The sequence below is a fragment of the Thermodesulfobacteriota bacterium genome (genome assembly GCA_031082315.1).
GTDB lineage: Bacteria > Desulfobacterota > QYQD01 > QYQD01 > QYQD01 > QYQD01.
Genome location: JAVHLC010000002.1, coordinates 264835 through 285534 on the forward strand (window position 1 = coordinate 264835; position 20700 = coordinate 285534).

Annotated in this window: 24 protein-coding genes; 17 read left to right on the forward strand and 7 right to left on the reverse strand. The window is 50.0% G+C overall.

From position 1 onward, the window contains the following. Positions 1–140: 140 nt before the first annotated feature. Positions 141–2384, reverse strand: a complete 2244-nt coding sequence (locus tag RDU59_03080) for a hypothetical protein (GenBank protein MDQ7837460.1) — start codon at positions 2382–2384, stop codon at positions 141–143. Positions 2385–2437: 53 nt separating this feature from the next. Beyond that, entirely contained in the window at positions 2438–4024 is a 1587-nt protein-coding gene (locus RDU59_03085) for a YncE family protein (GenBank protein ID MDQ7837461.1), read from the reverse strand. 72 nt (positions 4025–4096) lie between these two features. Between RDU59_03085 and RDU59_03090 the strand changes: the two genes are divergently transcribed. Together RDU59_03090 and RDU59_03095 are read left to right on the forward strand one after the other, a co-directional pair. Next, positions 4097–4225 (forward strand): hypothetical protein, encoded by a 129-nt coding sequence (locus RDU59_03090; GenBank protein ID MDQ7837462.1) that lies wholly within the window; start codon positions 4097–4099, stop codon positions 4223–4225. 285 nt (positions 4226–4510) lie between these two features. Beyond that, entirely contained in the window at positions 4511–5188 is a 678-nt protein-coding gene (locus RDU59_03095) for an adenylate kinase (protein MDQ7837463.1), read from the forward strand. A 114-nt stretch (positions 5189–5302) separates the two neighbouring features. Here RDU59_03095 and RDU59_03100 read toward each other — a convergent pair whose 3' ends face one another. From RDU59_03100 to rpoZ, 5 genes are all read right to left on the reverse strand, one after another. Then, positions 5303–6112, reverse strand: coding sequence for a biotin--[acetyl-CoA-carboxylase] ligase (locus tag RDU59_03100; GenBank protein MDQ7837464.1), 810 nt, complete (start codon positions 6110–6112; stop codon positions 5303–5305). Beyond that, a complete protein-coding gene (locus RDU59_03105) occupies positions 6112–7404 on the reverse strand; it encodes a radical SAM protein (protein ID MDQ7837465.1) in 1293 nt (430 codons plus the stop codon). The genes RDU59_03100 and RDU59_03105 overlap by 1 nt, the downstream gene beginning before the upstream one ends. A 66-nt stretch (positions 7405–7470) precedes the next feature. Beyond that, on the reverse strand, positions 7471–7956 hold the full coding sequence (gene moaC / locus RDU59_03110) for a cyclic pyranopterin monophosphate synthase MoaC (GenBank protein MDQ7837466.1): 486 nt from the start codon (positions 7954–7956) through the stop codon (positions 7471–7473). 18 nt (positions 7957–7974) lie between these two features. After that, positions 7975–9066 (reverse strand): molecular chaperone DnaJ, encoded by a 1092-nt coding sequence (dnaJ, locus tag RDU59_03115; protein MDQ7837467.1) that lies wholly within the window; start codon positions 9064–9066, stop codon positions 7975–7977. A 13-nt stretch (positions 9067–9079) separates the two neighbouring features. Then, positions 9080–9322: a DNA-directed RNA polymerase subunit omega gene (rpoZ, locus tag RDU59_03120; GenBank protein MDQ7837468.1), complete on the reverse strand. Its 243-nt coding sequence runs from the start codon at positions 9320–9322 to the stop codon at positions 9080–9082. A gap of 260 nt (positions 9323–9582) precedes the next feature. Here rpoZ and ffh point away from each other — a divergent pair, with 260 nt between their 5' ends. The 15 genes from ffh to RDU59_03195 all read left to right on the forward strand — a co-directional run bounded on the left by ffh (position 9583) and on the right by RDU59_03195 (position 20696). Next, a complete protein-coding gene (gene ffh, locus RDU59_03125; protein MDQ7837469.1) occupies positions 9583–10911 on the forward strand; it encodes a signal recognition particle protein in 1329 nt (442 codons plus the stop codon). A 33-nt stretch (positions 10912–10944) separates the two neighbouring features. Continuing rightward, entirely contained in the window at positions 10945–11193 is a 249-nt protein-coding gene (gene rpsP, locus RDU59_03130; protein ID MDQ7837470.1) for a 30S ribosomal protein S16, read from the forward strand. Between the two features lie 84 nt (positions 11194–11277). Further along, on the forward strand, positions 11278–11508 hold the full coding sequence (locus RDU59_03135) for a KH domain-containing protein (GenBank protein MDQ7837471.1): 231 nt from the start codon (positions 11278–11280) through the stop codon (positions 11506–11508). After that, positions 11501–12040 (forward strand): ribosome maturation factor RimM, encoded by a 540-nt coding sequence (gene rimM, locus RDU59_03140; GenBank protein MDQ7837472.1) that lies wholly within the window; start codon positions 11501–11503, stop codon positions 12038–12040. The genes RDU59_03135 and rimM overlap by 8 nt, the downstream gene beginning before the upstream one ends. Then, positions 12030–12773, forward strand: a complete 744-nt coding sequence (gene trmD, locus RDU59_03145) for a tRNA (guanosine(37)-N1)-methyltransferase TrmD (GenBank protein MDQ7837473.1) — start codon at positions 12030–12032, stop codon at positions 12771–12773. The genes rimM and trmD overlap by 11 nt, the downstream gene beginning before the upstream one ends. Then, entirely contained in the window at positions 12773–13342 is a 570-nt protein-coding gene (locus tag RDU59_03150; protein MDQ7837474.1) for an RNA methyltransferase, read from the forward strand. The genes trmD and RDU59_03150 overlap by 1 nt, the downstream gene beginning before the upstream one ends. Before the next feature lie 11 nt (positions 13343–13353). Continuing rightward, complete coding sequence (gene rplS, locus RDU59_03155) at positions 13354–13698, forward strand: 50S ribosomal protein L19 (protein MDQ7837475.1); 345 nt, start codon at positions 13354–13356, stop codon at positions 13696–13698. A gap of 8 nt (positions 13699–13706) precedes the next feature. Next, a complete protein-coding gene (locus tag RDU59_03160; protein MDQ7837476.1) occupies positions 13707–14348 on the forward strand; it encodes a ribonuclease HII in 642 nt (213 codons plus the stop codon). Further along, positions 14341–14703, forward strand: coding sequence for a YraN family protein (locus tag RDU59_03165; protein ID MDQ7837477.1), 363 nt, complete (start codon positions 14341–14343; stop codon positions 14701–14703). Before RDU59_03160 ends, RDU59_03165 begins: the two co-directional genes overlap by 8 nt. 91 nt (positions 14704–14794) lie before the next feature. Continuing rightward, positions 14795–16600, forward strand: coding sequence for a DUF6178 family protein (locus tag RDU59_03170; GenBank protein ID MDQ7837478.1), 1806 nt, complete (start codon positions 14795–14797; stop codon positions 16598–16600). Between the two features lie 340 nt (positions 16601–16940). Further along, a complete protein-coding gene (locus RDU59_03175) occupies positions 16941–17765 on the forward strand; it encodes a phosphoribosylformylglycinamidine synthase subunit PurQ (GenBank protein ID MDQ7837479.1) in 825 nt (274 codons plus the stop codon). A 163-nt stretch (positions 17766–17928) separates the two neighbouring features. Beyond that, a complete protein-coding gene (locus RDU59_03180; GenBank protein MDQ7837480.1) occupies positions 17929–18618 on the forward strand; it encodes a twin-arginine translocase subunit TatC in 690 nt (229 codons plus the stop codon). Positions 18619–18623: 5 nt separating this feature from the next. Continuing rightward, positions 18624–19397, forward strand: a complete 774-nt coding sequence (locus RDU59_03185; protein ID MDQ7837481.1) for a TatD family hydrolase — start codon at positions 18624–18626, stop codon at positions 19395–19397. Further along, positions 19349–19978 (forward strand): Maf family protein, encoded by a 630-nt coding sequence (locus RDU59_03190; protein MDQ7837482.1) that lies wholly within the window; start codon positions 19349–19351, stop codon positions 19976–19978. Before RDU59_03185 ends, RDU59_03190 begins: the two co-directional genes overlap by 49 nt. Positions 19979–19991: 13 nt before the next feature. After that, positions 19992–20696 (forward strand): YggS family pyridoxal phosphate-dependent enzyme, encoded by a 705-nt coding sequence (locus RDU59_03195; GenBank protein ID MDQ7837483.1) that lies wholly within the window; start codon positions 19992–19994, stop codon positions 20694–20696. The last annotated feature ends 4 nt before the right edge of the window (positions 20697–20700 follow it).

Sequence of the window (20700 nt, forward strand, 5' to 3'; positions counted from 1 at the left end):
GAACGCAAATAAGTCTTTCGGCCGGGCGCGCAGGCAGACAAAAATACAAGCGTTAAGCACAAACAAGACAACAGAACGGCTGTCCAAATTTGATTTTTATCAGTTTTACGTATCACTGTCAACAATAATGCCTTCTCCTTTCAGAACCGTCCGGTAAAGGATAATCCCCAGGTATGGGTATCCGTTTCAGACGATGATTTAACACGCCCAAGGGAGTAATTAAACTGAAAATCCATATACTTGTTTATCTGCCACCTATTCTGGAAGGTAAGGGTCTGGTTTTTTGTGTCCCCTGAGTCCGTCTCTTGGGCGCTCAGATTAAAATTAAGTACGGGAACCGGGAGCCAATCTATACTGTAATTCTGGCCAAAAGTACGGGCAGTTCCTGTATCGGCAGTCTGAAGCGAGGCCATAAAATTTAATAGCGCACTGGGGCGATAAGTCAAGACCAGGGACTGCTGGTTGGAGGCCGTACCAGGCGAAGGCCAGCTAAAACCATACGTAAATGTTCCACTTAGCCTGCGCGTCAGTATAGCATTTATATTACCGTTAAGAGAAAGGGTATCTGTAGTGAGATTAGTCTGAAAGGATTCTGAGGTAGTATAATTCAGGTCTGTAACCATATTGACGCCGTCGTACAATTTAGCCAGCGTACTGAGGAGAAGGGAGTCGCTTATAGTCTGTTTCTCGGAAAAACTGTACTGCTCACTGCGTGTCGCGGAAAATGTGGCATCCAACGTATCAAGAAGCGGAGAATTAAGAGAAAAAGCGTACGTATTGGATGCCGAATCGGTGGTCCCCTCCGTATCCCACGAGTCCTGCCTTTGGAAACGCAAAGAGGTCATAAGCTTTGTATAGGGCTGCCAGTTAACGGAAGGACCCCAGCTCCGCGTAGTAGTTCCGCTGGATGCGCCTTCCCCCCCTTTTTGGGTCTTGCTGAAAATGGTTGAAAAAAGATTACTCGCCGCCTCGGGAAGGGATGATGGTTCTTCATCATTGCGCGTCAGGTAAAAACTGAATGAAACCGACAAATCAGGCCTGGCCTTCAAGCTGGTGTTAAAATTCAGGCCCTGGTCGAACCGGTCGGTAATATCGGTCTTTTCCGTCTCATCACCATAGGCCTCTATCTCCGTGATGTATACGTTAGCAGTGGTACCTGTTTCTGAGGTATTGACGATCTTGAAAAATCTGGCGGTCGTAGGCGTAAAGCTTACCTCGTAAAAATAAACGTCCTCTGTCGCCGAGGTGCTCGGAGCCGGAGAAGCGGCGCCGGTTATCGCTGTCCAGTTCGATGCCGTGGTGCCCGAGTAAACAGTAAAGGTCAGTGTATCACTAAAAGCGGTGGTCTTAGCTATGTTTGTGTAAATGCGAAGGTTCTTCACTGATTTGGTACTGGTTAATTCCAGCCCTATGTTGTGATAGAGATGTGAGTTGGGGTCAGTGTTTGGCAACCCAGTGACCCCAACATCAATAGCAGTTATAGCCGTACTTTTGTCCCCATCGATAAGGGCATTTTGCGTCTCGAGCGTAAGTGTCGTTGGCGTTGGAGGTGAAGCCGTATCACGTTTATGAAGCCCCAGAAAAGGCGTTCGCTCTACGGTAACCACCGCGGCTGTGGAAAAAATATCCGTAATATTCCGGTTATAATTGGCCTGGTAACTGGCGTTAATTGGAAGCTTGCCGTCAAAAAATGATTGGCCGTAATCCAGCCGGCCATTATGTGTATGCGCCTCCCTCTCGGTGCGATAGATATCGCCTGAAGGGGCGTCATCTGTGGTCTGGGTAAGGTAATAATTGTAGTAAAGCCTGAAGGGGGCGTAATTATAACTTGTATTCAGAAGATAGGTGTCGGTGGTGGTATCGAGGCGCGTGGGCGAAAGATAATCAAAATCCCGTTTATGGCCCCACTGCAAGGCCAGGGTCGGCAAATCACGTGGAGATATATCAAAGCGGGCATAGGTATAATCGCCGGTCTTTCGTATCTCATCCGCCAAAGATGCGCCGCTCCAGGTCTCTGTACGTTGATAGCCGGCGCTGGCATTATAATAAGGGTTATGCAGGCTGAATTCAATCTGTGGCTCAGCGCCCTGGCTGTAAGTTTTTGTGGTTAAGCTGTCCTGGGTGGTAGAAGTCTTGTTGTGATTGGCCCGGAAATTGAGAGTATAGGTAAGCGCAGGCGTAATTTCATCGGCCAGATTTAGATAATAATTCTGAGAAAAGGTATAGCCGTCGCTTATTTTGGCGCCATCCCTTTTTTGTTTAGTTGAGTTATAACGAATATCGGCCGTGCCGCCTATACCTACCGCCCAGGCAGATGGGCCAGGATAAGTTATAAGCACGGCCAATGCTATAACTACCCTCCACAACCTTTGTAGGGCAGGCATTTTGCTGGTCATCACCTTTAAGAGTTTAACATCCAACCCTTATCCTCAGCCTATCAAAAAGGAACCATCGTAATCTCATAAGGCTTGCTACCCACGGGAATATTCTTGATCAATCGCCGGCTAGTCTTATCTATAACGTGAACTATGCCATCTTCACGATCCACGACATAAAACTTTCTACTCTCGGGGTCCAAGGCCATGGATTGGTGAACCCCACTCACATCGATCACTCCTGTTATGGGCGTCATGATAGACTTCAAGGATGCAGCTATGTCCTCCACCGGGGTCTTAAGAAAGAGCAATTCACCTGGGCGATTCTTTAAAAGATATAGCCGCATAAAATAAGCGTCAACCGCAATGTCCACCCCGCCCGTACCCACATTGGTCAAGGTAGTAACCGCATCCGAGGTGGAGCCATCCATGATTTTTAAGGCATCGATGATTGAGATCGTATCAGAGGCATTGTTAGCTACATAGACCTTACCCCGCTCTACATCTACGTCCAGGGCCGTCGGATTCCAGCCCACGGTTAAGGTATAGGTGTCTTGCACGGCCAGTGTAGAGGTGTTAAAAATGATAACGGATACGGTGTTGGTCTTACTGTTGGCTACATATATATGCAGGTGTTGATCCCGATAATCCCTCCAGCGATTCAACTGACCGGCCGTCAGCCCTTTCATATTATATATGGTGTCCGTGGGGGGGTCAGTGATTATGGCTATAGGGCCGACGCCTACCCTGACCTGTTCGATCTCTTCGTAATTATCCGTATCTATTATGGAAACATTGTTAGAGGCATAATTGGCCACAAACAGACATTCCTTGCCTGACCGGGTCTGCGCTGCGGCGATAGCCCGGGGGTGTCTCCCAAATGATATAGGAATGGTCTGCTCGACCTGGTTTAGGGTCGGATCGATGACCGTAATGTTATTCGACCCGGAATTGGCCACATATACCCTTAGCCTGGTCTTTTTTGTACCGGCGGCCAGACCGCATGGCGCCTTTCCTACCGCTATGGTAGAAACGACCTCGTCCCATTCTCTGTTTATAACCGTTAAATTGTCTGACCCTTCATTGGTTACATAAGCCAGTTGACTTCTTACCCCGCGAATCTCTGTCTTTAGCGCAAATGCGGGGATAAACAGATAATTATCCGCTATAGACCCCTCTACATCCCAGTTGATAAAAACTGAAGTATCCTGCCCTTTGACTATCCTGAAGTTAAAATCCATCTCCAGGCCTTCGGAAGGGATGGAAAGGTCTGCGGCCTTATTTTCCTTAATGACCTGTGCCCGATCAAAGGTAAAGCGCAGCTTTTCATAGGCCCTGGCCACAAGTTTGCTTTCCGCGAGGATGATCTGGCGTCCGATTATACCCCGGGAGTTTATCGGCTGAAGTTTAAGCGGCAACTCTTCCCAACCGCCTTCTTCGCTGAAGACGCCAACGCTGCTGAGGCTAAAGGTGAGATTCAGACCGGTCTGCGGCGGGCCATTCAAAAACAGAACGAGTCTGCCCTGTGGCTGGCTATTCATCGGTTCGGCCAGATGTTTTTCCTTTAGCCCGGCGCAGCCCCAGCACAGAGTGATTACGAGAAGAAGAGACAGACAAAGCAAATAATATTTATGAAGGATTTTGTACATGCATCCTCCTCCCTGAGAGCACAAAGGCCCTTGTATCTATTACTATATCGGCCACTTCAGTCATTAAGAAAAGTGGAAATTAAGAAAACTTTTTCTGCTTTATATGAGTTAGATATGATTGTCAAGGACAAAGGCGGAAAGGCCTGGACGGGTATAGAAAGCTTTCCAGCCAGTGATAGAGAAGAGGGGCAATTTTTTTGAATGGATATTCATTTTCTTCTGGAAATAATCAATAACTTTCTGCTATAGTTCTACCGGTGATTTTTCAAATCTTCAATTTTTGGTGGTGTCCATTGATTGTTGTCAGTTGTTTGTTATAAAAATAAAAGAAGTCAACCGGTTCTACCAGGTAGCAACGAAGGCGCTAACGTTTCAACGCTTCGTCTAACTATCTGGATATACAGACACAATTGACCACTGACAACGGACGACCGACACTACCGGATTTTTGAAGTGAGAAATAATTTTTCCAAAAGGAGGATTTTCATGAACATCTTAATTTTTGGTCCAAATGGAAGTGGCAAGGGAACGCAGGGGGCAATTGTTCAGAAGAAGTACAATCTCCCCCACATTGAATCGGGCGCCATATTCAGAAAGAATATAGGCGGGGGCACAGAGCTGGGGAAAAAGGCCAAGGCATACATCGACCGGGGAGATCTGGTGCCGGATGACATCACCATCCCCATGATCCTCAACCGGCTTAAGGAGGATGATTGTAAAAAGGGATGGCTTCTGGACGGCTTCCCGCGTAACGTTGTCCAGGCCGAGGCCCTGCACAAGGCGCTTAATGAGGCCGGCATCAAGCTTGACTATGTCGTGGAGATTGGCCTGGACCGCAAGACAGCTGCGGAAAGGATTATGGGCAGAAGGCTCTGCGTTAATGACAACAACCATCCGAACCATGTCCATATTGATGCCATCAAGCCGGTAGAAAAAGATGGGAAATTGGTCTGCCGGGTCTGCGGGGGTGAGTTGAAGACTCGGGCCGATGACCAGGATACGGCCGCTATTGATAAGAGGCATGATATTTATTACGATACCAACAGCGGCACCATGGCGGCAGTCAACTATTTCAAGAAGGTGCCGGGGCCAAAGGTAGTTGCCGTGGATGGTGCGCCGCCCATCAATGTAGTCTCAGAGAAATTGATGGCCCAGTTGGCCTAACCTGATACCCTCCATATTTGCAAAAAAGAGGCGGGAGAATCTCCCGCCTCTTTCATAAATTCTCAGGTCGCCAGGTCCCTTACGGTTCGAAGATGCGCCGGGGCTTGCAATAGCTTATTTTTCCCACCTTATCACTTCACCGGATAAGATACGCTGGATCTGTCCGGTCTGATCCCTAAGAAGCAAAGCGCCCGCCACATCCACATCGACAATGGTCCCTTCCAGTTCTTTTTCTCCAGATAGTATCCTGACACGGGCGCCGATAATAACGCATCTCTTACGCCAGGCGTCCAGGATGGGCTGAAACGCCCCCTTTTTGAATGATTCATACCCCCTCCCCAGATGCTCAAGCACGGCCTGCAGGAGCCTTGTACGCGAGATATTTTGCCCGCCGGACAAGGCCAGAGAGGTGGCGGTTTCTTGCAATTCAGGGAGGAAATCTTCCCGGCGCGTGTGAATATTTATGCCAATCCCGAGGATGACATAAGGTGAGGCCATATCGCCGTAAAGCTCTGTCAGTATGCCGGCTACCTTTTTACCTGCCAACAGGAGGTCGTTAGGCCACTTGATAACTGGGTGAAGGCCGGTGGTTTCTTCTATAGATTCGGCAATGGCTGTTCCCGCCAGCAGCGTAATTTTGGGGAGGTCGGATGGATCGAGCCGGGGCCGGAGGACGATAGAAAAATAGAGGCCGGCGCCGGGAGGTGAATACCACGTCCGGCCTAGACGCCCCCGACCCCTGGTCTGGCTTTCGGCAATAACTATGGTCCCCTCCGGAGCGCCTTTTTCTGCCAGGTCTCTCGCCACATCATTTGTGGAACCGGTGGTTGGTAGATACTGAATCTCTCCTTGTGCGAAAGGAGTGGTTTTAAGCCTGCTTGTAAGTAATGCAACATCTATATGGGCGCGTTCTGGAGAACTCATCAGGGTAGTCTTTCCCCGGTCATAAGCTGATAACAGGTTGACCCGGTAACCGCGGGGTATTCTCCGGTGCCGAGCACCTTGATTGTAGGATCAAGCTCAACGGCAGTATTAAGAAGGGAGATGGCCGTCTCGGCGCGGCGCAGCATCAAAGAGATCGGATCCCTGACCATATTTTCCAGACAGCGTTTTGGTTCACGTACAAAATCCCCATAGCTGCCCAGACAGGCGCAACAATATACCATATGGCCGGATGGGGCTATGTAGATGTTGTTGGCGATCAAGACCCCGGAACTGTGCCGCAGATAAAATCCCTTAACCTCCCGGCAGCCGTCGGCGCCGACCAGATCCAACGGATCTACCATCAGATCCATGACCGGGTTGAAAGAACTTCCGGATACATTTTTAACTGTATGTTTTTCCATCCTTCCCACCTTGAAATTTCCAAATACCCTGCCCAAGTAGCCGATCCAGTCATTTGGAATTCCATACAGAAAAGGGGCGCTTAAGCCATACTTCCGGGTTGCCGCCCATATTCTGTCCAACATCTCCTCTACGGAACTGCCTGGCGGAGGTCGGTGGAATACGTCCACAGAGATGCAGATGCGTGTCTTCCCTCCGGCGTTTGGAGAGTTTGCATGTCCGGCCCAGGCCTCGATAACTTTGTCGGCATGTTCCCGACTGACCGCAAACCGGCCGTTGGTCAGGATCCATACGTCGTAATCTGGCAATAAGGTGCGTATTTCCCTCAACAATTGTCCCTGGAAGTCCAATCTCTGGTTATCGGACAGTTCTTTACCATTCGTCCTGGCAGGCCACATGAAGAATTCTCCGCCGCTTATTCGGATGGATGGCCGACCAAAGTTGAGATTAAAAGATAAAGAACCGGTAATCCATTGTGAGTTGCAGCCATTGCCCTGTAAACAATCCACATAGGCGGTTTTAAGCGATTCGCTCAGTCTTTTGGGTGGTACTTTTCTCGCCTCCAGGTCTAGAAATTGCTGCGGTAGTGCGCAGCGAAACTCCCCTTTTCCAAAGAGCCTGTCAAGCTGTCTCAACACAGAGAATTGTGCTACGTGTTTTATAACCGTTATTGCATCATCGGGACTCAGCGTCTCCTGCCTCTCCGGTCCCGAGGTCGTAACGCAGTGCGCACAGCGGTCGTTGCAGTGGAAGGAGAGATATAGCTCCACCTTATTGACGGCAGGTAAAGGAATAGGGGGTCCTTCCGGTAAAGACGGCAGGAGACCTCTGCCCTTCAGTGTTTCAATAACCTCAGCAGTCAGTATCTTCATAGTAATACTGCGTTATCCGTGTACCAATCTGATTTTAGCCTTCCAGTGTGGTCAGATCACCCGGCCCTATCCCGTGACCGGTCTCTTGTAGTGACCGCTCTTCCCGCCCTCTTTTTCCTGGAGGCAGATGTCCGTGATGATTATTCCTCTATCCTTTGACTTACACATATCGTAGATGGTGAGAGCGGCTACAGAAACGGCGGTCAGGGCCTCCATCTCCACGCCCGTCTTGCCCTGGCTGTTGACTGTGGCCTCGATTAACACCTTATTATTTGTTTCATCCAGGGAAAAGGTAATGTTTACACTGCTGATGAGTATTGGATGGCAGAGGGGGATGAGTTCGCTGGTCTTTTTGGCGGCCATGATGCCGGCCACACGGGCTATTCCCAGGACATCCCCTTTATCAGCCCGCCCTTCCTTAATTAACTGTAGGGTTTCGGCGTTTACCAGTACTGAACCGCTGGCCCGGGCGTAACGATAGGTGGTCTCTTTATGGCCGACCTCCACCATAACCGCCTTCCCCTGGGCATCAAAATGGCTTAGGGATTGCATGGCCTGAAAGTCCTTACCTTACTTACGGAATATTTTCTTAAAAAAACCGGCGTGTTTTTCTGCCTCGATTTCGGCAAATTCGCATAAAATTTCTTTCTGACGGGCGGTAAGGGATACCGGTGTGTTGACAATCACCTCTATTATCTGATCCCCTTTCCCGTGCCCTTGCAAAAAGGGTATGCCTTCGCCCTTTAAGACGATGGCTTCGCCTGATTGCATGCCCTCAGGGATAGTAACTTTTTTAGTTCCTTTCAGGGTAGTAACTTCGATCTTGTCGCCCAAGGCCGCCTGAGTGAAGGGAATAGGTACATGACAATAAATATCATAGCCTTTCCGTTCAAAAAAATCATGAGGCTCAACATGTAAAACTACATAAAGATCACCGGGCGGGCCGCCTCTTTCTCCGCTTTCCCCTTCTCCCCGCAATCGAAGCCTTGATCCGGTGTCCACACCAGGGGGGATCTTAATAACCACTTTCTTTTTGACTCGTGTCTGCCCGCTACCGGCGCAATTTTCACAGGGATTAGTGATGATAGTCCCTACGCCGCGGCAGTGCGGGCAGGTGGTACTGATACGGAAGAAACCTTCTGCGCGTACGACCTGCCCTCTTCCTCGGCAGGTTGGACAGGTGCCGGGACGAGAATTCTCTTTACACCCGCTGCCTCCGCAGGCCGAACAGGTTTCCAGTCTGCTTATTTCTATCTCTGTTTCTCTGCCGAAGGCTGCATCGGCAAATGAAATATTCAGATCATAGCGCAGGTCGGCCCCCGGTCTGGAAGCGGTTCGACCGTGCCTCGTAGTCCCGAAGCCGAAGAATTCCTCAAATATATCGCTGAAACTGGCAAATATATCATCAAAACCGCTGAATCCCCTAAATCCGGCGCCCTGTAGCCCTTCATGTCCATAATGATTGTAAATTTCCCTTTTCTGGGGATCCATAAGGACTTCGTAGGCCTCAGCCGCCTCCTTGAAACGCTCTTCCGCCTCGTTATCTCCAGGGTTTCGGTCTGGATGATACTCCATAGCCAGGCGGCGATAGCTCCTTTTTATCTCCTCCTCAGAAGCATCCCGCGGAACATTAAGTGCCTCGTAATAATCGCGCTTGATCATATCTATAACTATTCTACTCTTTAACCTCCCCTTCTACCTGCAGCCCTTTTTCAACCTTTCCCAATTCATCTACATTTTCAGGCGTGACCTTCCCTGCCGCTATCTCCCGTAAGGCCACGACGATTTCCTTATTTCTGGATTGAACCAGGGGCTGTGCGCCGCTACGAAGCTGTTGAACCCTTTTTTTTGCCAGATTAACCAGGACAAATCGACTATTAACCTTTTTTAAACAATCTTCCACCGTAACTCGTGCCATGCTATATCATCCTTTCTTTAGGCCTCAGGCCTAAAAAGCCTACCAACATGATTTTTGGTATGTAATTACCGTTATAAAACATAAAACAAAAATTATAATAAGTTTATTCTACTTAGCAATGTTTTTTTGTTCTTTCTTTTGATGGTTAGGATTCGGACTTACTATTATATGAAGAAATTGTAAACATAATTTGCTTGACGGTTGTCAAAAGAAATTTTATAAATACCTTTTTATGTTTCAAATCTTCAGGGAGTAGTGTTTTGTTTGAAAGCTTAACCGAACGCCTTAACCTCGTTTTCAAGAAGCTTCGGGGCTACGGCAAATTAACAGAGCAGAATATTCAGGACGGCCTTCGTGAAGTGCGCCTTGCCCTCTTAGAGGCTGATGTAAACTATAAAGTCGTTAAAGATTTTGTCAATACAGTCCATGAACGAGCTGTCGGACAGGAGGTATTGGACAGTCTTACCCCGGGGCAGCACCTTATTAAGATAGTTCAGGAGGAATTGACCGCCCTGATGGGGGGGCAGAAACAAGACATTAATTTTTCGGGGAAATGGCCGGTGTCTATCATGCTGGTTGGTCTGCAGGGTTCGGGCAAGACCACCACGGCGGGTAAGCTGGCCCTACACCTGCGGGGGAAGGGGAGGCGCCCTTATCTGGTGCCGGCCGATATATATAGGCCGGCGGCTATCGACCAGTTGCAAAAATTGGCCAATGATTTGAACATGCCCGCTTATCCGTCTGTGCCGGATATGAAGCCCCTGGATATTTGCCAGAGGGCTATGACTCTGGCCAGGGAGAAGGCCTATGATACCGTCATCATAGATACAGCAGGGCGCCTGCACATTGATACGGTACTCATGGATGAACTGAAAGGCATCGAGGCGGCCATTGATCCTTCGGAAATTATTCTGGTAGCCGATGCCATGACCGGTCAGGATGCGGTTAATATAGCCGAGAAGTTTAACCAGACCCTGGGGCTAACGGGTATAATTCTCACTAAAATGGATGGCGACGCCCGCGGAGGAGCGGCCCTGTCTATAAAAGCGGTTACTCAGAAGCCGATTAAATTTGTTGGAGTGGGTGAAAAATTAGATGCCTTAGAGCCTTTCTATCCGGATCGCATGGCCTCCCGCATACTGGGGATGGGTGATGTCCTGACTCTTATTGAGAAGGCCCAAGCCACTCTTGATGCCAAGAAGGCCGTAGAACTTGAGAAAAAGATCAGAAAAGAGTCTTTCACCCTGGAGGACTTCCGGGATCAACTACAGCAGATAAAAAAGATGGGGACTCTGGAACAAATTATCGGCATGATTCCCGGACTAAACAAGATCAAATCATTGCAAGGATTGCGTCCGGACGAGAGCGAGTTGGTCAGGATAGAGGCTATTATAAATTCCATGACCAAGGTGGAACGATGCAATTATACAATCATAAACGGAAGCCGCAGGCGACGCATCGCCCAGGGCAGCGGCACCTCGGTGCAAGATGTAAATAAGTTGCTGAAAAACTTTGTTCACATGCAAAAGATGATGAAAAAACTCAAAAAGGGTGGACTGAGAAATATACAAAATCTGTTTTCGGGATAGTAAAAACCAACAACCGAGGAGGTAAAAAATAGTATGGCAGTTAGAATCCGATTGGCGCGGCGGGGAGACAAAAAAAGCCCCTTTTATCGTCTGGTAGTAGCAAACTCAGAATCGCCGCGAGATGGTAAATTTATTGATAGAATAGGCACTTATGACCCCAAGCAGACGCCCCATGTCGTCCAGGTGGACGAGCAAAAGCTGGCCGCCTGGCTGCAGAAAGGGGCCAAGCCTACAGACACAGTAAGGAGCTTACTTATCAGCGGCGGCTTGTTAAAAAAATAACTTCCACTTTGGACGGATACTGTATAGAATATTTTTGCAGGGTACGATCGTCGAGCGAGCCTAACGATAGGGAGGGTTGGAGAGATGAAGGAATTGATCAGGTATATTGCACGCGCTTTGGTCGATAATCCGGATGCAGTGGAAGTTAATGAGATAGAGGGCGAGCAGACTTCCGTCATCGAATTGAAGGTAGCCAAGGAGGACCTGGGAAAGGTTATTGGCAAACAGGGACGCACTGCCCGATCTATGCGTACTATCTTAAGCGCTGCCTCGACCAAGTTAAGGAAGAGGTCAGTCCTCGAGATCATTGAGTAGCAGGCTAAGGGATGAGGATTACATCCTCATCGGAAAAGTAGTTGGCGCTCACGGTGTCAGAGGAGTGTTGAAGGTCTTGTCCTACACCGAATCGCCCGATAGCTTCAAGGCATTAAAAGCCGTCTGGTTGAAAGATAAAGCTGGTGGACTTCAAGAGCTTAGGGTGGAATCTGCCGGCGTGAAAGGGAAAGTTATCCTTCTCGGTCTATCGGGAGTGGATTCCCGCACAAAGGCGGAGTCATTTATTGATTCAGAGGTCTATTGTCCAGGAAAGTGGCTTGAAGAGTTACCGGCTGACGAATACTACTGGCACCAGATTATAGGGTTGACGGTCCGATTAGAAGATGGGTCTGTCCTGGGAAAGATAAAGGCCATTTTTCCGACCGGCAGTAATGACGTCTATGTAGTCGAAAATGGATCAAAAGAATATCTTATCCCGGCTATCGAGGACGTAGTGGTTAATATAGACCTGACGAATAAGATCATGACGATCCGCCTGCTGGAAGATTTGTTGAATATGAATGATATTTGATATCTTGACCATATTCCCACAACTGCCATCTTCAGTCCTGGCCGAAGGTATTCTGGGCAAGGCCGTCAAGGAAGGCAAGGTCACCGTCAGAGTTATAAATCTGCGGGATTACACCACAGACAAACATCAGATTACGGATGATCGTCCCTATGGCGGTGGTGAGGGGATGGTGATGAAGCCCGAACCGATCTACCGGGCCATCCGGGCCATTAAGGCTGAAGATGTCGGAACCCGGGTGGTTCTGCTCAGCCCGCAAGGCCGGCTTTATACACAGGCCGTAGCCGGAGAAATGAGCGCGCATAGTCACCTATTCATTATTTGTGGGCGTTATGAAGGCATTGATGAACGGCTTCTTCATTTTGTAGATGACGAGATATCCATCGGCGACTATGTCCTTTCCGGGGGAGAATTAGCCGCACTGGTGCTTATTGAATCGATAACCCGGCTGTTGCCGGGTGTACTGGGTTCGCCGGATTCGGCGGCCAGAGATTCTTTTATGGACGGCCTTCTGAAGTATCCCCAGTTTACCAGGCCGCAGGTATGGCAGGGATTGGAGGTTCCGTCTGTTTTATTGTCCGGAGATCATGAAAAGATCGCTCTCTGGCGCCGCAAAGAGGCCCTGAAGCATACCCTGCTCAAGAGGCCGGATTTGTTGAAGACCACAGCCCTTCCTGTTGAGGACCGCCGTTTGCTGGAAGAGATTGAAAGAGAGCGCAAACTGAAGGCCGGCTGATGCAAAATAAGGTTCGGGTGGACATAGCGCTTGTCCACTATCCTGTGTATAATAAAAAGGGCTCTGTTATTGCCTCAGCCGTAACCAATTTAGACTTACATGATTTAGCGCGGCTGGCGAAGACTTATGATCTGGGCGCCTTCCATGTTATAACCCCGGTCAAAGAACAACAGGTTTTTATAGGGCGGGTACTTGACCATTGGCTTTTCGGCTGGGGTGGCATGTACAATAAGGACCGGGTAGATGCCCTTAATTTGGTACGGGTTAGCGATTCCATCAAACAGGCACGGGAAAGTATTCAGGCCGGAACCGGCAAGGAACCCGTTGTCCTGGCTACAGGCGCCAGGGAAAGAGGGCCGGCGCTTGGTATAGAAGAGGCGCGGAGGCTGTTAGCGGGTGATCGCCCGCTATTGTTGATCTTCGGCACGGCCTGGGGATTAGCCGGAGAGGTAATAGAACAAGCCGATTATGTTTTAAAGCCTGTGCAAAAATGCGCAACCTACAATCACCTTTCTGTGCGCAGCGCTGCGGCTATTATAGTAGATAGATTTTTGGGTGACAGAGGATAGGGAGGTACTTTATGGATGTAATGGAACTGATTGAACGTGAACAGATGCGGGGCGATCTGCCTGATTTTAGACCAGGGGATAAAGTAAAGGTCCACGTCAAGATAAAAGAAGGCGAAGAAAAAGAGCGCATTCAGGTCTTTGAGGGGATAGTTATCCGTATGCGCGGGGGCCTTGCTGATACTACCTTTACTGTGAGGAAGGTTTCCTATGGCGTGGGAGTAGAGAGGACTTTCCTTTTACATTCACCACGTATTGATCGTATTGAGGTCATCTCTCACGGCCAGGTACGCCGGGCGAAACTTTACTATCTCCGCAAATTGTCCGGAAAGGCGGCTCGCATTAAGGAAAAGAGGTAGGGATAGTTATGTGGGAGCTTGCCTCGCCCGAATTTGAAGGAGGCGAACGTCTATTCTGGGAGAGAAAACTTCACCTTCAAGGTGTGAGGTTTGTAGCCGGGGTAGATGAGGTCGGGCGGGGGCCACTGGCAGGACCGGTGGTGGCTGCCGCTGTTATTCTGCCTCCTACCGGTGAATTTACGGGGATCAATGACTCTAAAGTCCTTTCTGCCCGCCAGCGAGCCAGTTGCGATGATCTTATCCGTAGCCAGGCCATATCTATAGGCATCGGCGCCGTAGAGTCAGAAGAGATCGATCAGATTAATATCCTTCAAGCCACGCTTAAGGCTATGCAAATAGCCGTGGCTCAGCTCAATCCCAGGCCGGATTATCTCCTGGTGGACGGCATTGTGCCTATGCCCGCCGTCATTCCCCAAAAAACCATAGTCCAGGGGGATTCCCGAAGCGTATCTATTGCTGCGGCCTCCATCATTGCCAAGGTATATCGGGATGCGCTTATGGATAAGTACCATGAGCAATATCCGGTGTATAACTTTGGCCGGAACAAGGGCTATGGCACCAGAGAACACCGCCAGGCCATTAAGAAACATGGCTGCTGCCCCATACACCGGCGGAGCTTTCGCGGTGTAAAGGAGTATGTGGTTGGATAAGATCCTCGCCGGCAAAAAGGGAGAGGACTTAGCCGTGACATTCCTCAAAAAAACCGGGTATGTTATTTTGGCCAGAAACTACCGGGACAGCATGGGAGAGGTGGACATTATTGCGGAAGAAGATGGGGCGCTGGTGTTCATAGAGGTTAAATCCCGTGGCTCCCTTAGGTATGGAGATCCCAAGGAGGCTATTACTGCCCACAAAAAAAGACAGTTGTCCAGGACGGCCCTGGCGTTTATAAATAAGAACGGGCTTTTCAGACAACGAGCCCGCTTCGACGTGGTGGCCATCCAATTTGCAGGTGGCCAGCCGCAGTTTGAACTTATCAAGAATGCCTTCGATGTTAGCTATTGAGATTATAAGCACTTAGCTATCAGCCATCAGCCGCCAGCAAAAAACCTATAATAAACAAGATATTAAGCTGAATGCTGACCGCTGAGGGCTGATGGCCCGAAAGGGTTTTTACGTTATGGAAGAGCAGTCATATACAAAAAAATCACCGGCTGACTTGCTGAAGCTGGATGCCGGCGAAACAGGCCGTTTTCTGGATCAGTTGCCTTTGCCGGATCGGATTGACGTTATAATGCGCGCCTCCGCGAAGGAAAGACAGGCCCTGATATTGCTGACGAGCCACCCAGAAAAAGTCATGGCCCTTTTCCCGCCGGAAGAGTTATTTTTTACGATAAAAGAGATCGGGGCCACAGATGCCCTCCCGCTCATTAGTCTGACCACTCCTGAGCAACTGCACCTTATCCTGGATATTGATTGGTGGCAAAAGGACCGCCTTAGACCCGATAAGATTTTTGAGTGGCTGCGCCTCCTCTTTGCCTGCAGCGAGGACAAGGTAGCCGCGTGGCTTAATACCGTGGAATTTGCCTTACTGGTGAGTCTGTTTAAATATTTTGCCGACGCCTTTAAGGTCGGCACGGAGGAAGACAGGCTTGAAGAGATTGACGCCTTCCCACCCTTTACCGTGGATAATTATTACTTTATTCGCTTTAAGAAGCCCGGCGTTCAGGAGACGCTGGGTAGGATCGTGGAGATTGCCCGGGAGATAAATCCAAAGCTTTACTTTGATCTCATGGAATCCATGATCTGGGATGTTGAAGTGGAGAGTGAAGAGGCTGCCTATAAATGGCGGCAGGCCAGACTGGCAGAGCATGGTGTCCCCACCTTTCACGAGGCCCTGGATATATACAAACCGCCTTCCATACCCGACCCCTCCCGGGTAAGGCCGGTTGTACATCCATCTCTGATCGAATCCGATATTGAGTCCAAAACTCCGGCGCCTGTATATCCACTGACTGTCCCCGAACGGCCCACTTTTCTACTAAAGGTCCTTGAACTCATAGGAGATCAGGAGCTTCTGGACCGCATCAAGCGCGAGTGGGCCCATGTATGCAACCATGTGGTCATGGCCGATGTGCTTGACTTTGATGAGATGAAGGATATTAGGCGGGGGCTCCAGAAGGCCTCCCGCTACCTTAATATCGGCCTGGAATATATCAGTCAGGGGCAACCCGAACAGGCCCGGCAGCTCCTTGAGGCCACGCCCCTAACCGAGATATTTCGCTTCGGCTATGCGCAGACTATAGCCTTGAAGAAGAAGGCCGTATTTATGGTCAATAAGGGCTATGTGGAGAAGGACCTTTCTCCGGCAGATGAACCCTGGCGATGGTTTTTGGCCGGGGGATTACGGAGGCATCCGCTCTATTACGACCCATTTGGCGAAGACAGAATGGATAGAGACGATGATTATCGTGACTTTGGTGCGCTACGTGAGGTGGAGGAGACTAAGGAGAGGCTGGAAGAGGCTGGATTCATCGGCAGGTTGATGAAAGAACGCTTTACCGATTATGGCCTGATAAAGGACCTGCCCCTGGCCACATGCAATATTCAGATGGCCATAGACCTCACCTGGAGTGTAATACTGTTTACTGTCGTGTCCCAGAAGCTATTAAGTAATACTCCGCGTCTTTGGCCCCTTACGGTTGAGGAACTCCACACCCTTTTCCCCAGGCTTTGGGCGGAAGGCAGCAAAGAAAAGGGGCGAAAGCTCTCACCGGACATAAAAGAAGAGATGGAAAAGACCCTGCTGGGGCCGTTTTTTTCTCCTGCACCCGAAGAGCGGGGGCGTATTACCCGCTATCTTGAGGTCTGCCATAAACGCATAGAAGAAGAAATGGGCCTTCTTGATACCCGCATCCCCATCGATCCGCGTTACATCCATGTCCTCCTCGTAGAGATTTAAGATTTCATACGCCACCCGCAAACCGGCCGCTGACGGCTGATAGTTTTGTCAACGTGGCGCCGCGTGCTCTGGGTGAACCGAACTAAAAGGAAGCCGTCATTCCTTCGCTTCACGGCTTGCGCAGTGACCCTTTCGGGACTCGCAGGTGGGGAAGGGTTGCCCCTTCCAGCCTCTACGGGGCTGGTTTTCCCCTTCCTGCTCGCCCTCGAAGGGTGCCCCACTGCTCCAGCAAGTTACGCTCAGGAACAATGGCTTCCATAAAAATGTGGGGAAAAGTCCACGTTTGAATAGCTTGATTTTTTACCCCCTTGGACTATAATGGCCTCGCTTTGGAGGACAGATGGTAAAAAAAGTGCGTTCTATTGTTATTTCCGGCAATGGCACAAATTGTGAGATGGAGATGGCCCATGCCTGCCGCCTGGCCGGTGCGGACGAAGTTGACATTGTCCATATCAGCGATCTTATTTATGGTGTCAAGCGCCTTGATAACTACCACTTTTTGAATCTGCCCGGCGGTTTCCTGGATGGAGATGATCTCGGCGCCGCCCAGGCCGGTGCCAATCGTTTTCGCTACGCCATGGTCCGGGACAGCGGAGAGCGCCTTCTGGAACAACTGCTTCGTTTTATTAATGCAGGCAAACTTGTCTTCGGCGTTTGCAACGGGTTCCAGTTGATGGTCAAGCTGGGCCTTCTGCCTGGCTTTGACGTCCACTATACGGAACGCAAGGTAACGTTGACCTATAATGACTCCGGCCGCTTTGAAGATCGCTGGGCCTATCTACGGGTGAATAGCCATTCTCCTTGCGTGCTTACAAAGGGCGTTGACCGCCTCTACTTACCGGTACGGCATGGCGAGGGGAAATTCATTACCCGGGACGCCTCTGTATTAGAAAGATTACATACGGAAGGGTTGGTGGTTCTCCAATATACACGGGCAGAGGGTGATGAGCCGACCATGGAATACCCCTGGAATCCTAATGGTTCCACAGATGCCATCGCCGGTATTTGCGATCCTACCGGGAGACTCTTCGGGCTTATGCCCCATCCTGAGGCCTATCTGCATTATACCAACCATCCTCGCTGGACACGGGAGAAACTGCCTGAAGAAGGCCAGGGGCTTATATTATTTAAAAACGCCGTCAATTTTATTCGTAAGCACCTCTAATACAAATAAAACCGTTCGCAGGGGGCATATTTTCACGCAAAGGCGCAAAGACTGCAAAAAGAATAAAATTTGGAACTCAGGAACTCATGAAAAAATCTTTTGTTTCTGATTTCTTGATTTCCAGATTTTCATTTTTTCCTCTGCGGCTAACGGCATAGGCCTGATGGAACAAGAAAAGTTACTACAATTTTTAACTGTATTGCGCCGCAGCATACTGTGGATAATTACGGCCCTGGCGGCCGCTACCATAGGCGCTTACTTTCTTTCCGGCCGGATACTCGCCGCCCTCCAGGACCACCTCCATCAAGAACTGGCTTTTTTTTCAGTTTCCGAGCCTTTTATGGCGTTGATTAAACTTTCCTTCGCCATCAGTATCTTTGCGCTTGTCCCCTTTATTATGGTAATGCTCTGGCGCGCTGTAGCGAAACCTTATGGGCTGACCAGGAAAACAGGGCTGGTATTTGTGCTTACAGGCATCCTTTTATTCTATGCCGGGGCCGCCTTTTGCTATTTTGTCACCCTTCCCTTTGGTGTCAAATTCCTCCTTGGTTATCAGACCGCGCACGTTAAGGCGGCTATTTCCCTCGACCGCTTCCTTACCTTCTGTTTTGTCTTTATTCTGGCCTTTGGGATCATGTTTGAGTTGCCTTTAGGCATGGTCTTCTGTGGCAGGATAGGACTCTGCGGAGCCGGCTTTTTCCAGCGCTACCGCCGCTACGCTATATTTATAGTCACCATTGTGGCGGCTGTCGCCACTCCTACGCCCGATGTGTTTAACATGATGCTTATGGCCGTGCCTCTTTATGCCCTATACGAGCTGGGCATTGTAGTCTTGCGGATCATGGGGGATTAAGGCGCATGTATATCGACACCCACGCCCACCTGGACATGTATGATTCTGCCTCAGACCGGGCACAGGTAGTCTCCAGGGCCCATGCGGCCCGGGTCAGACAGATAATTACCATTGGCATTAATCTCCCCAGCTCAGGGCAGGCAGTGGCTATTGCCGAACAGTATGAAGGCGTATTTGCCGCTACAGGCATACACCCCCATGATGCGAAAGGGGTAACCAACGAGACTTACGATGGCCTAAGACATCTGACTAAAAATCCGCGTGTAGTGGCCATTGGTGAGATAGGACTTGATTTTTTTAAGGAATATTCCCCGCGGCGGGAGCAGGAGATATGTTTCAGGCAGCAGATACAATTGGCAAAGGAGTTAAGGCTGCCGCTGATTATCCATGACCGTGATGCCCATGATGAGACCATCCGTATCTTGAGGGAAGAAAAAGCAGAAGATGTGGGCGGTGTATTCCACTGTTTCTCCGGTGATTATACCTTTGCCGGGAAGTGTCTGGATATGGGCTTCTATATCTCCATCGCCGGTGTTGTTACTTTTCCCAAGGCTACCATCTTGCAGGATGTGGTAAAAAATGTCCCTATGGATCGTTTGCTCATTGAAACCGACGCCCCATTTCTGGCGCCGGTACCTTATCGGGGGAAGCGAAATGAGCCGGCCTATGTCATCCATGTAGGCCAAAAGATAGCCGATATTAAGGGATGTCCCCTCGTAGAGGTCGCTCAATGGACACGAAAAAACGCCCAAGCCCTTTTCAAACTACCGGCCCGGTGATTCTGGCCTCGGGTTCGCCCCGGCGTCAGGATTTTTTGCGGACCTTGGGGCTTAAGTTTGAGGTGGTAGTCAGCCACGTCGAAGAGGCCCCATTCGTGGATGGCGACCCGGCCCGCTATGCCCTGGAGATGGCAGAGGCCAAGGCCCGGGCGGTTTCTTGTAGTCATCCCCAGAGCTGGGTGGTGGCTGCGGACACTATTGTCATTATAGGCCATGAAGTCCTGGGTAAACCAAAGACTGAGAAAGAGGCGATTTCCATGCTGGGCCGCCTTTCCGGCCGCTGGCACGAGGTTATCACGGCCTTCTGTCTGTTGCACCACGAGAAAGGCGCGGCATATAAAAAGGCGGTTCAGAGCCGCGTAAAGATAAAGAGATTGACTACGGCCGAGGTTGCAAGTTATGTAGTCACGGGAGAACCTATGGATAAGGCCGGGGCCTATGCCGTCCAGGGTATCGGCGCTTTCATGGTAGAGAAGATAGAGGGATCATATACCAATGTGGTCGGGCTGCCTTTATCTGAATTAATCGAGGCCATGCAGGCCGTGGATATAATCCGGCCCAGGGTAGCGAGTAGCGTGTAGGATGACGGAAGATATGCTTTCAGAAAACATTGACGCGGTCCAAAAAAGGATTTATGAGGCGGCTAGCCTGACCGGGCGCGACCCATCTACTGTCAAGCTGCTGGCGGCTACCAAAGCCGTGCCGGCGGCTGGGATAAGAGAGGCTGTTTCTTGCGGACTTACACTTTTCGGAGAAAATTATATCCAGGAGGCACGGACCAAGATCGAAGAGGTCGGCCTTGGGGTATCCTGGCATTTCATCGGCCGCCTGCAGACCAACAAGGCCAGGTATGCAGTCCGGCTTTTTGACCTCATCCACTCTCTGGATAACGAAAACCTGGCCATGGAGCTTAACCGGCGGGCAGCGGCCGTTCCCCGGATTATGCCCGTTCTGATTGAGGTCAATTTGAGCGGAGAAGAAAACAAGGGCGGGATTGTCCCGGATGCCCTTTTGCCTTTTCTGGAGAAAGTAGCCGTGCTGCCCAATCTTTCTGTGCGCGGGCTTATGACCATGCCTCCTTTCTTTGCCGACCCGGAAAAGGCGCGGCCTTATTTCCGCCGTCTTAAGGAGCTGGGGGAGGAAATCCAGGTCAGGAATATTCCCAACATCCGCATTGAAGAGGTATCTATGGGTATGACCGGGGATTTTGAGGTAGCCATAGAGGAAGGGGCTACCATAGTGCGTATCGGCACGGCCCTGTTTGGACCAAGAAGGCAGCGTATAGCGAATAGCGATTAGCGTT

What these genes read in the sequence shown, in the direction of transcription:
- RDU59_03080 (MDQ7837460.1), bottom strand. Translation starts at nt 2,384, where the DNA reads ATGCCTGCCCTACAAAGGTTGTGGAGGGTAGTTATAGCATTGGCCGTG.
- RDU59_03085 (MDQ7837461.1), bottom strand. Translation starts at nt 4,024, where the DNA reads ATGTACAAAATCCTTCATAAATATTATTTGCTTTGTCTGTCTCTTCTT.
- RDU59_03095 (MDQ7837463.1), top strand. Translation starts at nt 4,511, where the DNA reads ATGAACATCTTAATTTTTGGTCCAAATGGAAGTGGCAAGGGAACGCAG.
- RDU59_03100 (MDQ7837464.1), bottom strand. Translation starts at nt 6,112, where the DNA reads ATGAGTTCTCCAGAACGCGCCCATATAGATGTTGCATTACTTACAAGC.
- RDU59_03105 (MDQ7837465.1), bottom strand. Translation starts at nt 7,404, where the DNA reads ATGAAGATACTGACTGCTGAGGTTATTGAAACACTGAAGGGCAGAGGT.
- moaC (MDQ7837466.1), bottom strand. Translation starts at nt 7,956, where the DNA reads ATGCAATCCCTAAGCCATTTTGATGCCCAGGGGAAGGCGGTTATGGTG.
- dnaJ (MDQ7837467.1), bottom strand. Translation starts at nt 9,066, where the DNA reads ATGATCAAGCGCGATTATTACGAGGCACTTAATGTTCCGCGGGATGCT.
- rpoZ (MDQ7837468.1), bottom strand. Translation starts at nt 9,322, where the DNA reads ATGGCACGAGTTACGGTGGAAGATTGTTTAAAAAAGGTTAATAGTCGA.
- rpsP (MDQ7837470.1), top strand. Translation starts at nt 10,945, where the DNA reads ATGGCAGTTAGAATCCGATTGGCGCGGCGGGGAGACAAAAAAAGCCCC.
- RDU59_03135 (MDQ7837471.1), top strand. Translation starts at nt 11,278, where the DNA reads ATGAAGGAATTGATCAGGTATATTGCACGCGCTTTGGTCGATAATCCG.
- trmD (MDQ7837473.1), top strand. Translation starts at nt 12,030, where the DNA reads ATGATATTTGATATCTTGACCATATTCCCACAACTGCCATCTTCAGTC.
- RDU59_03150 (MDQ7837474.1), top strand. Translation starts at nt 12,773, where the DNA reads ATGCAAAATAAGGTTCGGGTGGACATAGCGCTTGTCCACTATCCTGTG.
- rplS (MDQ7837475.1), top strand. Translation starts at nt 13,354, where the DNA reads ATGGATGTAATGGAACTGATTGAACGTGAACAGATGCGGGGCGATCTG.
- RDU59_03160 (MDQ7837476.1), top strand. Translation starts at nt 13,707, where the DNA reads ATGTGGGAGCTTGCCTCGCCCGAATTTGAAGGAGGCGAACGTCTATTC.
- RDU59_03170 (MDQ7837478.1), top strand. Translation starts at nt 14,795, where the DNA reads ATGGCCCGAAAGGGTTTTTACGTTATGGAAGAGCAGTCATATACAAAA.
- RDU59_03175 (MDQ7837479.1), top strand. Translation starts at nt 16,941, where the DNA reads ATGGTAAAAAAAGTGCGTTCTATTGTTATTTCCGGCAATGGCACAAAT.
- RDU59_03180 (MDQ7837480.1), top strand. Translation starts at nt 17,929, where the DNA reads ATGGAACAAGAAAAGTTACTACAATTTTTAACTGTATTGCGCCGCAGC.
- RDU59_03185 (MDQ7837481.1), top strand. Translation starts at nt 18,624, where the DNA reads ATGTATATCGACACCCACGCCCACCTGGACATGTATGATTCTGCCTCA.
- RDU59_03190 (MDQ7837482.1), top strand. Translation starts at nt 19,349, where the DNA reads ATGGACACGAAAAAACGCCCAAGCCCTTTTCAAACTACCGGCCCGGTG.
- RDU59_03195 (MDQ7837483.1), top strand. Translation starts at nt 19,992, where the DNA reads ATGCTTTCAGAAAACATTGACGCGGTCCAAAAAAGGATTTATGAGGCG.